This window comes from Verrucosispora sp. SN26_14.1, assembly GCF_004307965.1.
GTDB lineage: Bacteria > Actinomycetota > Actinomycetes > Mycobacteriales > Micromonosporaceae > Micromonospora.
The window spans coordinates 1-11,128 of record NZ_SISL01000182.1 but is presented as its reverse complement, the minus strand read 5'-3'; the positions used below and the strand labels follow the sequence as shown (position 1 = coordinate 11,128).

Below are 11,128 nucleotides of genomic sequence, written 5' to 3'. Positions count from 1 at the left end.
GTCGCCGCGTTCGGCGCGCCGGCCCACGCGGCCGGCACCGAGACCGACCTGGCGATCACCTCGGCCGGCACCAGGGTCACCGACGGCGCCTGGGGCAAGATCGCCTGGGCCAAGATCGCCAATCAGGGCAAGAACACCCCGAGCAAGGTCTCCCTCAGGGTCGACGCCTCCAAGGTGGACGAGAGCAAGCTCTGGTTCGTGACGTTCACCGAGGGTGGGTGCACCTTCGACAGCGACCCCGACCCGAACCTGTTCGTCTGCGAGCTGAACAAGACCGAGATCCCCGGTCCCGGCGAGACCACCGAGCTGCCGCTCCTCCTGATCAAGCCCGGTGGAACGGCTACCGGGCCGTACAAGGCCCCGGTCACCATCACCATCGAGTCGCCGGACGACACCGACGACAGCAACAACAGCGTCGAGTTCGACGTCGAGGTGACCCCGGAGAGCGGCGTCGACCTGGGCGTGATCGTCCCGGACGTGAAGACCAGCATCGACTTCGAGACCGGCAAAGAGGGCAAGAAGCTGCACCCCGGTGACACCGCCGTCGTGTACAGCGAGGTCGTCAACCAGGGTGACCTGGTCGCACAGGGCCTCAAGATGACCTTCAAGCTGCCCGAGCACGTCAGCCTGGCCTTCCCGATCGGCGGCTGCAAGACCGGCGCCGACCGCACCGTGGTCTGCGAGGACAAGGACTTCGTGCTCGAGCAGGACAGCGTGCTGACCTTCGAGCTGCCGGTCGTGGTGGACGAGGACGTGAAGGCGCCGGTGGCCCTCAAGGGCGGCTCGCTGGCGGCCGTGGCGTACGGCGCCTTGAAGCCGGAAGCCCGGATCAGCAAGCAGGCGACCAAGCCCGACTTCGACCGGGCCGAGGTCCGGAAGATCGAGGAGTCCGAGTTCGCCGACATCGACCCGTCCGACAACAGCGACGACTTCGCCGTGATCGTGGCGGCCACCGGCAACGGTGGCGGCGGCGGTGGCCTGCCGGTCACCGGTGTGCAGGCGGGCGTGATCGGCGCCGTCGGCGCGGGTGTCGTGCTCGCCGGTGCGGCCATGTTCCTGGTGTCCCGTCGTCGCCGGGTGGTCCTGGTGGCTCCGGGCGACGAGAAGACCAATTCCTGAGGTAGTCCTCAATCGGCCCGCGCGGGCCGTTCACATAACGCACGGCAGTAGGGGCGGGATGGGCGACCATCCCGCCCCTACTGTCTCTGCGGTGGGCGCCGGTGACCCTGGGCGTGAAGGGTGCGAGGCCCGGCTGGCAGAGTGGAGGGGTGAGCACCCCGCAGGGCCAGCGCGCCAGCCTGGACAAGCAGCCGCACGAGGTCGCCGCGATGTTCGACGGGGTCGCGGCCCGCTACGACCTGACCAACACCGTCCTCTCCTTCGGGCAGGACCGGTTCTGGCGGCGGGCCACCCGGGCCGCGCTGGATCTGCGCCCCGGGGACCGGGTGCTGGACGTGGGCGCGGGCACCGGGGTCTCGACCGAAGAGCTGTCCCGTTCCGGGGCGTACGCGGTCGGCGCCGACCTGTCGTTGGGCATGCTCTATGCGGGCAAGCGGGTCCGTCCACAGGTGCCGCTGCTGGCCGGTGACGCCCTCCGGCTGCCCTTCGCCGATGCGAGTTTCGACGCGGTGACCATCTCCTTCGCGCTGCGCAACGTCAGCGACACCGATGCGGCGCTGCGCGAGCTGGCGCGGGTCACCCGGCCCGGCGGCCGGCTGGTGGTGTGCGAGTTCAGCACCCCGGTCAACCCGGCCTTCCGCACCGTCTACCTGTCGTACCTGATGCGGTCGTTGCCGGCGGTGGCGCGGACGGTGTCCAGCAACCCGGACGCCTACGTCTATCTCGCCGAGTCGATCCGGGCCTGGCCGGACCAGCCCGCGCTGGCCGCCCGGGTGGGCGCGGCCGGGTGGGGTCGGGTGGCGTGGCGGAACCTGAGCGGCGGCATCGTGGCGCTGCACCGCGCCATCCGTGACTGACCCGACTTGCACCATTTTCACCGCTATTTGGGCGAATAAGTCTGTTTGATATTGTCTGCCGCTTAGGCTGGCCCGCATGACGGATTCGCGCCACGTGGCCATCGATGATGCCGCCGAGCTGGTCGACCAGCTCAGGGATCTGGCCGGCGCGGATCCGGCGGACGTGCGTCAGGTGGTGTCCGAGGTGCTCGCCGCGCTGGACCGGGCTGCCGGCGGCGCGCTGCGGGAGCACCTGCCGGAGACGATCCGCGCAGGTCTGGACGCGACCGGCCCCCGCGCATAGGGCTGCTCCGATGCCTCGGACGGCATGAGCCCAGCGTCCGGGAGTTCCGTCAGTGTCCTGTTTCCGTGATGTTAGGTCGCCCTAACAAACCGAGCGTACGGCGGCGGTCATAGACTCGTCCCGACTGGCTTGTGAAGCATTTCACGAGCACCCGGGGAGGAGGCGCGAATGACCGCGGTGGAGAACGACGCCGACGTGATCGTCGTGGGCGCCGGCCCCGGTGGGTCGGCGACCGCATACCACCTGGCCCGGCACGGCGTACGCGTGCTGCTGCTGGAGAAGACCGAGTTCCCCCGGGAGAAGGTCTGTGGTGACGGGCTGACCCCGCGCGCGGTGCGGCAGCTGATCCGGATGGGCGTGGACACCTCGCCCGAGGCCGGTTGGCTGCACAACCGAGGTCTGCGGGTGATCGGCGGCGGGGTCCGGCTCGAACTGGACTGGCCCGACCTGGCCAGCTTCCCGAACTACGGGCTGGTCCGCACCCGACTCGACTTCGACGACCTGCTCGTCCAGCGGGCGACGTCCGCCGGGGCGACGCTGCGGACCAACGTGAACGTGACCGGCCCGGTGCTCGACGGCGACGGCCGGGTGATCGGCGTGGAGGCCGAGGACGGCCCGGACAAGGCACCGGCCACCTTCCACGCGCCGCTGGTCGTCGCCGCGGACGGCGTCTCCGGCCGCTTCCCGCTCGCCCTCGGGCTGGCCAAGCGCGAGGACCGCCCGATCGGCGTGGCGGTACGCCGCTACTACCGCTCCGAGGCCCGGCACGACGACAACTACCTGGAGTCCTGGCTGGAGCTGCGGGCCAAGGGCACCGGTGCCCTGCTGCCCGGGTACGGCTGGATCTTCGGCCTCGGCGACGGCCGGGTCAACGTCGGCCTCGGCATCCTCAACTCCTCGTCGGCCTTCGGCAAGACCAACTACCGGCGGCTGCTCACCGACTGGCTGGCCAACACGCCGCCGGAGTGGGGGATGACCGACGAGGCCAACGCCGAGGGCTCGATCCTCGGCGCGGCGTTGCCCATGGGCTTCAACCGGGTGCCGCACTACACCCGGGGGGTCATGCTTGTCGGTGACTCCGGCGGCATGGTCAACCCGTTCAACGGCGAGGGCATCGCGTACGCCATGGAGTCCGGTGAACTGGCCGCGGAGGTCGCGGTGCAGGCGCTGGCCCGTCCGGTCGGTGCCGAGCGCGAGCGGGCACTGATGGCGTACCCGCAGGAGTTGAAAACCCGGTTCGGCGGCTACTACCGGCTGGGTGGGGTCTTCGTGAAGCTGATCGGCCGGCCCGAGATCATGCGGGTGGCGACCAAGCACGGCATGCCCCACCCGACCCTCATGAGATTCGTGCTCAAGCTGCTGGCCAACCTCACCGACCCTCGTGGCGGTGACGCGATGGACCGGGTGATCAATGCGATGACCCGGGTCGCGCCCGCAGTGTAGGGGCGCGGACCAGGCAGATCGACCCCCGCCGACGGTCGCCGGGTGGGATGTGAATAGTGTGAATTTCGCCAACGAACGCGGGCAGGGAAGGACGAGCAGGAGAAGAAGATGTCGCTCTCGCCTTACGTACCCATCATTGGGCTGTTCGCCCTCGCCGCGGCCTTCGCGCTGTTCTCCATAGGGGCTGCCCGGTTCGCCGGACCCCGGCGCTACAACAAGGCCAAGCTCGAAGCCTACGAATGTGGCATCGAGCCCAGCCCGCAGCCGATCGGCGGCAGCCGGTTCCCGGTCAAGTTCTATCTGACGGCGATGCTCTTCATCGTCTTCGACGTGGAAATGATCTTCCTTTACCCGTGGGCGGTCTCCTTCGACATGCTTCCGGTATTCGGATTCGTCGCCATGTTGATTTTCATCGGTGCGGTCTTCGTCGCGTACGCCTACGAGTGGCGGCGCGGCGGCCTGGACTGGGACTGAGGGAGGAACGGCAATGGGTATCGAGGAGAAACTTCCCGCCGGCGTCCTGCTCACCTCGGTGGAGAAGCTCGTCAACTGGTCGCGCAAGTCGTCGGTCTGGGGTGCCACCTTCGGCCTGGCCTGCTGCGCGATCGAGATGATGGCCGCCGGTGGTCCGCACTACGACATGGGCCGGTGGGGCATGGAGGTCTTCCGGGCCTCGCCCCGTCAGGCCGACCTGATGATCGTCGCCGGCCGGGTCAGCCAGAAGATGGCCCCGGTGCTGCGCCAGATCTACGACCAGATGGCCGAGCCCCGCTGGGTGCTCTCCATGGGCGTCTGCGCCAGCAGCGGCGGCATGTTCAACAACTACGCCATCGTGCAGGGCGTGGACCACGTCGTGCCGGTCGACATGTACCTCCCGGGCTGCCCGCCCCGGCCGGAGATGCTCATCGACGCGATCCTCAAGCTGCGCGAGAAGATCGGCCACGAGCCGCTCGGTCCGAACGGCCGCAAGATGCTGGCGGCCCGCGAGGCGCGCGGTGACGTGCCGGTGGTGCCGTACGGCTCGATGCCGTCGTCGTACCGCAACGACAAGGCCCGGCGGGCCGAGTGGACGAAGGCCGTCCGCGAGGGCCGCGAGGAGCAGTTGCGGATCGAGAACTGGATGAAGGCCCAGAACCACCTCCACCCGTACGGGGGGATCAAGTGACTGACGACAAGCGGACCGACGGTGTCGTACCGGTTCCGGTGACGCCGGCCGGGTCGACCAGCGGTGCACCCGCCGAGTTCCCGCCGGCCTCGCCCGCCGGTCGGGGCATGTTCGGCAACCAGGGCACCGGTGACGTCTCCGGCTTCGGCGGGCTGGTCCGCCCGCGCCCGCAGCTCGTGGACTCGCCCCGGCCGTTCGGTGGCTACTTCGACGAGGTGTACGACGCGCTGGAGGAGGCGTACCCGGCCTTCGGCGAGGCGATCGAGAACGTGGTCGTCGACCGGGGTGAGCTGACCCTGCACATCCGCCCGGAGCGGATCGCCGAGGTCTGCCAGGTGATGCGGGACGACGCGGGGCTGCGCTTCGAGCTGCTCTCGTCGCTCTCCGGCGTGGACTACCTCGGTGCCGACGAGCGCCGGCTGCACGTGGTCTACCAGCTCACCTCGATGACCTATCGGCGACTGGTGCGGCTGGAGGTGGCCGTCTCCGCCGAGGAGCCGCATCTGCCCAGCGTCACCTCGGTCTACCCGACCGCGGACTGGCAGGAGCGGGAGGCGTACGACATGTTCGGCGTCGTCTTCGACGGCCACCCGGCGCTGACCCGGATCCTCATGCCGGACGACTGGGAGGGTCACCCGCAGCGGAAGGACTACCCCCTCGGCGGCGTGCCCGTGGAGTACAAGGGCGCCGAGATCCCGCCGCCCGACAAGCGGAGGTCGTACCAGTGAACGCGAGGAGTGCAGCGAAGCGGAGCCCCGCAGTCGCGAACGAAAGGTCGGCACTGTGAGCGCGTCCAACTACGCCACCGAGCGCGAGACCACCGAAGGTCGGGTCTTCACCGTCACCGGTGGGGACTGGGACGACCTCGTCTCGGGAGTCGACCCGATCAACGAGGGTCGGATCGTCGTCAACATGGGTCCGCAGCACCCGTCCACGCACGGGGTGCTGCGGCTGGTCCTGGAGCTGGAGGGCGAGACGGTCCGGGAGGCCCGCTCGGTCGTCGGCTACCTGCACACCGGTATCGAGAAGAACCTGGAATACCGCAACTGGGTCCAGGGCTCGACGTTCGTGACCCGGATGGACTACCTCTCGCCGATCTTCAACGAGACGGCGTACTCGCTCGCCGTGGAGAAGCTGCTCGGTATCACCGACGACATCACCGAGCGTGCCAACACCATCCGGGTGCTCATGATGGAGCTGAACCGGATCTCCTCGCACCTGGTCTGGGTCGCCACCACGGCGATGGAGCTGGGCGCGATCAACATGATGCTCTACGGCTTCCGGGAGCGCGAGTACATCCTGGAGATCTTCGAGCTCATCACCGGCCTGCGGATGAACCACGCGTACGTCCGGCCGGGCGGTGTCGCCCAGGACGTGCCGGACGAGGCTATCGTCAAGATCCGCGACTTCCTCAAGCTCCTGCCGAAGCGGCTCAAGGAGTACGAGGACCTGCTCTCCGGCCAGCCGATCTGGCTGGAGCGGACGAAGAACATCGCGGTGCTGGACGTGACCGGTTGTGTCGCGCTCGGCGTCACCGGGCCGGTGCTGCGCTCCGCCGGGCTGGCCTGGGACCTGCGCAAGACCATGCCGTACTGCGGTTACGAGGACTACGAGTTCGACGTGCCGACGCATCCCGACGGCGACGTCTGGGGCCGGTACCTGGTCCGGATGGCCGAGATGCGCGAGTCGCTCAAGATCGTCGAGCAGGCGCTGGACCGGCTCGAGCCGGGTCCGGTGATGGTCGCCGACAAGAAGATCGCGTGGCCGGCGCAGCTGGCCATCGGTGTCGACGGCATGGGCAACTCCCTGGAGCACGTCGCCAAGATCATGGGGCAGTCGATGGAGTCCCTGATCCACCACTTCAAGCTGGTGACGGAGGGCTTCCGGGTGCCGCCGGGCCAGGTGTACGTCGGCATCGAGTCGCCGCGCGGCGAGCTGGGTGTGCACGCGGTCTCCGACGGTGGCACCCGGCCGTACCGGGTGCACTACCGCGAGCCGAGCTTCGTCAACCTCCAGGCACTGCCGGCGATGGCCGAGGGTGGCCTGATCGCCGACGTGATCGCCGGCGGTGCCTCGCTGGACCCCGTCATGGGAGGTTGTGACCGGTGAGCGCGAGGAGTGGGCTTGCGATCCCCGCAGTCGCGAACGGAAGGCGGCGCTGATGACCACGACTGTTTTCACTGATGCGACGCGGGCTCGGGCGCGGGAGATCATCGCCCGTTACCCGGCCGACCGGTCCCGTTCGGCCCTGCTACCCCTGCTGCACCTGGTGCAGTCCGAGGAGGGTTACGTCTCCCCGGCCGGAGTGGCGTTCTGCGCCGAGGTGCTCGGCCTGAACAAGGCCCAGGTCGGCGCCGTGGCGAGCTTCTACACCATGTACAAGCGCCGCCCCACCGGTGACTGGCTGGTCAGCGTCTGCACCAACACCATGTGCAACGTCCTCGGCGGGCAGGAGGTCTACGACGCCCTCACCGAGCACCTGGGTGTCGGGCACGACGAGACCACCGAGGACGGCACGATCACCCTCGAACACGCCGAGTGCCTGGCCGCCTGCGACTACGGCCCGGTGATGACGGTCAACTACGACTTCTTCGACGGCGTCGACCCGCAGAGCGCGGTCGGTCTGGTCGACGAGCTGCGCGCCGGAGGGCGGCCCACGCCGAGCCGGGGCGCCCGCCTCTGCACGCTCAAGGAGATGGCGGTGCAGCTCGCCGGCTTCGCCGACGAGCGTGAGGGCGCGGTCGCCGACGGCGTACCGGGCGAGCCGAGCCTGCGTGGCCTGCGCCTGGCCGAGCAGCACGGCATCTCGGTGCCGGGCTTCGACCCGAACACCCCGATCCGCAGCGGCAAGGCCGGTGACAAGCCGGCCCCGGCCACCCCGGCCAAGGCCGCGCCGACCGGCACCACGGCGCCCGACGTACCCGCGCCGGACCGCAAGTCGCCGCAGGTGCGTACCGCCGAGACCCGGCAGCCGGACGCCCAGACGGCGGTGCCGGACGCCCCCGGCACGAAGGTGCCGGTCGACGGGTCGCCTCCGGCGTCGAGCGACGCCCGCGCGGCGGAGGCCGCCGGTGCGGCGGCCAACCCACCCGCCGGTGACGGCAAGCCTGCCGGCGACGACGCCGAGGCTCAGGAGCGCAACCTCAGCGAGGCGGAGTCGTCCGGCGGTGGCCAGGGCTCCGCGAACGACAAGGGGGCTCAGAAGTGACCACGCCTCGGCCGGAGATCCTGGCCAAGCTGACGCCGGTCCTCACCAAGCGCTGGCTGTCGCCGGACGCCTGGCGGATCGGCACCTACGAGAAGCTCGACGGGTACGCCGCACTGCGCAAGTCGCTCAAGGCGCACCCGGACGACCTGATCCAGCTCATCAAGGACTCCGGGCTGCGCGGTCGTGGCGGCGCGGGCTTCCCGACCGGCCTCAAGTGGGGCTTCATCCCGCAGGGCGACGGCAAGCCGCACTACCTCGTGGTCAACGCCGACGAGGGCGAGCCGGGCACCTGCAAGGACCTGCCGCTGATGACGCACGACCCGCACTCGCTGGTCGAGGGCGTGATCATCGCGTCGTACGCGATCCGGGCCAGCCGGGCCTACATCTACATCCGGGGCGAGGCCGTGCACGCGGCACGCCGGCTGCGCAACGCGGTGAACGAGGCGTACGCCAAGGGCTACCTCGGGCGCGACATCCTCGGGTCCGGTTTCGACCTGGACCTGGTGGTGCACTCGGGCGCCGGTGCGTACATCTGCGGCGAGGAGACGGCGCTGCTGGACTCGCTGGAGGGCTTCCGGGGCCAGCCCCGGCTGCGCCCGCCGTTCCCGGCGACCCACGGCCTGTACGCCAGCCCCACGGTGGTCAACAACGTCGGCACCATCTCCAGCGTGCCGTACATCGTGCTGGGCGGCGCCGAGTGGTGGAAGACCATGGGCACGGAGAAGTCCTCCGGACCGATGATCTATTCGCTCTCCGGCCGGATCGCCAACCCGGGTCAGTACGAGTGCTCGATGGGCATCACCCTGCGCGAGCTGCTGGAGCTGGCCGGTGGCATGCAGCCCGGGCACAACCTCAAGTTCTGGACCCCGGGTGGTTCGTCCACGCCGCTGCTCACCGCCGAGCACCTGGACGTGCCGCTGGACTTCGAGGGGGTGGCCGGCGCCGGATCGATCCTCGGCACCACGGCCACGCAGATCTTCTCGGACCAGGACTGCCCGGTCTACGCGACCTACCGCTGGCTGGAGTTCTATCACCACGAGTCGTGCGGCAAGTGCACCCCGTGCCGGGAGGGCAACTACTGGATGGTCCGGGTCTACCGGCGCATCCTGGCCGGTCAGGGCACCCACGACGACCTGGACACCCTGCTCGACACCTGCGACAACATCCTGGGCCGCTCGTTCTGCGGCCTGGGTGACGGTGCCACCAGCTCGGTGACGTCGTCCCTGAAGTACTTCAAGCAGGACTACCTCGACTACATCGAGGGACGGACCGCTCCGAAGTTGTCCGACAAGCAGTTGGTGGGAGCCCACTAATGACGGACGTTGCCAAGTCGACCGAGACGGTCACGCTGACCATCGACGGCGTCGAGGTCACCGCCCCGAAGGGGGCGCTGCTGATCCGCGTCGCCGAGCAGATCGGCACGGAGATCCCCCGCTTCTGCGACCACCCGCTGCTGGCACCGGCCGGTGCCTGCCGCCAGTGCCTCGTCGAGGTGGAGGGGCAGCGCAAGCCGGTCGCCTCCTGCACGCAGACGGTGGCCGAGGGCATGGTCGTCCGTACCCAGCTCAGCTCCCCGGTCGCCAAGAAGGCGCAGGAGGGGATCATGGAGCTGCTCCTGGTCAACCACCCCCTCGACTGCCCGATGTGTGACAAGGGCGGCGAGTGCCCGCTACAGAACCAGGCGATGTCGACCGGCCGCACCGACTCGCGGTTCCACGAGCACAAGCGGGAGTACCCGAAGCCGCTGCCGATCAGCACCCAGGTGCTGCTCGACCGCGAGCGCTGCGTGCTCTGCCAGCGCTGCACCCGGTTCTCCGAGGAGATCGCCGGCGACAAGTTCATCGACCTGATGAACCGTTCGTCCGCCGAGGAGATCAACATCTACCGGGACGAGGAGTACGGCGAGGAGGGCGACGCAGGTGACGTGCCGTTCAACTCGTACTTCTCCGGCAACACCGTGCAGATCTGCCCGGTCGGCGCGCTGACCGGCACCCAGTACCGTTTCCGCGCCCGCCCGTTCGACCTGGTCTCCAGCCCGAGCGTCTGCGAGCACTGCTCGGCCGGTTGCGCCCAGCGCACCGACTGGCGTCGGGGCAAGGTGATGCGGCGGCTGGCCGGCGACGACCCGCAGGTCAACGAGGAGTGGAACTGCGACAAGGGCCGGTGGGGCTTCCAGTACGCCCGTGCCACCGACCGGTTGACCACTCCACTGGTCCGCGACGAGCGCACCGGTGAGCTGCGTGAGGCGTCCTGGAGCGAGGCGCTCAGCGTCGCCGCCGAGGGGCTGCGTGCGGCCCGGGACGGCGGTCAGGGCTCGGCGGTGCTCACCGGCGGTCGGCTGACCGTCGAGGACGCCTACGCGTACGCGAAGTTCGCCCGGATCGCGCTGCACACCAACGACATCGACTTCCGGGCCCGCCCGGCCTCCCGCGAGGAGGCCGACTTCCTGGCCAGCAACGTCGCGGGCAGCACCGACGTCACCTACACCGACGTCGAGAACGCTCCCGCCGTGGTGCTGGTCGGCCTGGAGCCGGAGGAGGAGTGCCCGATCCTCTTCCTGCGGATGCGCAAGGCGTACCTCAAGAACAAGCTCAAGGTGTACGCGATCGCGCCGTTCGCCACCCGCGGCCTGGAGAAGCTCGGTGCCAAGCTGGCCCGGGTGGTGCCGGGTGAGGAGGCCGGGGTGCTCGCCGAGCACGCCACGGTCGCCGAGGCGCTGAGCGCCCCGGGTGCGATCCTGATCGTCGGTGAGCGACTGGCCTCGGTGCCCGGCGGGCTCTCCGCCGCCGCCGAGGTGGCCGCGCGTACCGGTGCGAAGCTGGCCTGGGTGCCGCGACGCGCCGGGGACCGGGGCGCCGTCGACACCGGCTGCCTGCCCAACCTGCTGCCCGGTGGGCGGATCGTCACCGAGCCGACCGCGCGCGCCGAGCTGGGCGAGGCGTGGGACATCCCGGCCGGAGTGATCCCGAGCCAGGCCGGCCGGGACACCGACGGCATCCTCGCCGCCGCCGCCGAGGGCCGCCTCGGCGCACTGGTGGTGGCCGGCGTCGACC

General features: G+C 69.8%; 11 protein-coding genes. All 11 read left to right on the top strand.

The window, feature by feature from the left end:
- On the top strand, positions 1-1,119 hold a 1,119-nt coding region (locus tag EYA84_RS17220), incomplete at its 5' end, for an LPXTG cell wall anchor domain-containing protein (RefSeq protein ID WP_131054084.1).
- 149 nt (positions 1,120-1,268) lie between these two features.
- Positions 1,269-1,976 carry a demethylmenaquinone methyltransferase gene (locus EYA84_RS17215; RefSeq protein ID WP_131054083.1) on the top strand — a complete coding sequence of 236 codons (708 nt, stop codon included), beginning with the start codon at positions 1,269-1,271 and terminating at the stop codon, positions 1,974-1,976.
- A gap of 76 nt (positions 1,977-2,052) precedes the next feature.
- The gene (locus EYA84_RS17210; protein ID WP_131054082.1) at positions 2,053-2,259 is read left to right on the top strand and encodes a hypothetical protein; all 207 of its coding nucleotides are present in this window, start codon (positions 2,053-2,055) and stop codon (positions 2,257-2,259) included.
- A gap of 168 nt (positions 2,260-2,427) precedes the next feature.
- Positions 2,428-3,702: a geranylgeranyl reductase family protein gene (locus EYA84_RS17205; RefSeq protein WP_131054081.1), complete on the top strand. Its 1,275-nt coding sequence runs from the start codon at positions 2,428-2,430 to the stop codon at positions 3,700-3,702.
- Between the two features lie 108 nt (positions 3,703-3,810).
- On the top strand, positions 3,811-4,176 hold the full coding sequence (locus tag EYA84_RS17200; RefSeq protein ID WP_117229653.1) for an NADH-quinone oxidoreductase subunit A: 366 nt from the start codon (positions 3,811-3,813) through the stop codon (positions 4,174-4,176).
- Positions 4,177-4,189: 13 nt separating this feature from the next.
- Complete coding sequence (locus tag EYA84_RS17195) at positions 4,190-4,867, top strand: NADH-quinone oxidoreductase subunit B family protein (RefSeq protein WP_117229654.1); 678 nt, start codon at positions 4,190-4,192, stop codon at positions 4,865-4,867.
- The gene (locus tag EYA84_RS17190; RefSeq protein ID WP_131054080.1) at positions 4,864-5,595 is read left to right on the top strand and encodes an NADH-quinone oxidoreductase subunit C; all 732 of its coding nucleotides are present in this window, start codon (positions 4,864-4,866) and stop codon (positions 5,593-5,595) included. Before EYA84_RS17195 ends, EYA84_RS17190 begins: the two co-directional genes overlap by 4 nt.
- Positions 5,596-5,650: 55 nt before the next feature.
- Positions 5,651-6,976, top strand: a complete 1,326-nt coding sequence (locus EYA84_RS17185; protein ID WP_131054079.1) for an NADH-quinone oxidoreductase subunit D — start codon at positions 5,651-5,653, stop codon at positions 6,974-6,976.
- A 52-nt stretch (positions 6,977-7,028) separates the two neighbouring features.
- Complete coding sequence (nuoE, locus tag EYA84_RS17180; RefSeq protein WP_131054078.1) at positions 7,029-8,075, top strand: NADH-quinone oxidoreductase subunit NuoE; 1,047 nt, start codon at positions 7,029-7,031, stop codon at positions 8,073-8,075.
- Positions 8,072-9,388 carry an NADH-quinone oxidoreductase subunit NuoF gene (nuoF, locus tag EYA84_RS17175; protein WP_131054077.1) on the top strand — a complete coding sequence of 439 codons (1,317 nt, stop codon included), beginning with the start codon at positions 8,072-8,074 and terminating at the stop codon, positions 9,386-9,388. The genes nuoE and nuoF overlap by 4 nt, the downstream gene beginning before the upstream one ends.
- Positions 9,388-11,128: NADH-quinone oxidoreductase subunit G (locus EYA84_RS17170; protein ID WP_131054076.1), on the top strand; the 1,741-nt coding region annotated here is incomplete at its 3' end. The genes nuoF and EYA84_RS17170, both read left to right, overlap by 1 nt.

Excerpts from the sequence above, each read along its gene's own strand:
- EYA84_RS17195 (WP_117229654.1), top strand. The coding sequence starts at position 4,190 with ATGGGTATCGAGGAGAAACTTCCCGCCGGCGTCCTGCTCACCTCGGTG.
- EYA84_RS17200 (WP_117229653.1), top strand. The coding sequence starts at position 3,811 with ATGTCGCTCTCGCCTTACGTACCCATCATTGGGCTGTTCGCCCTCGCC.
- nuoE (WP_131054078.1), top strand. The coding sequence starts at position 7,029 with ATGACCACGACTGTTTTCACTGATGCGACGCGGGCTCGGGCGCGGGAG.
- EYA84_RS17205 (WP_131054081.1), top strand. The coding sequence starts at position 2,428 with ATGACCGCGGTGGAGAACGACGCCGACGTGATCGTCGTGGGCGCCGGC.
- EYA84_RS17210 (WP_131054082.1), top strand. The coding sequence starts at position 2,053 with ATGACGGATTCGCGCCACGTGGCCATCGATGATGCCGCCGAGCTGGTC.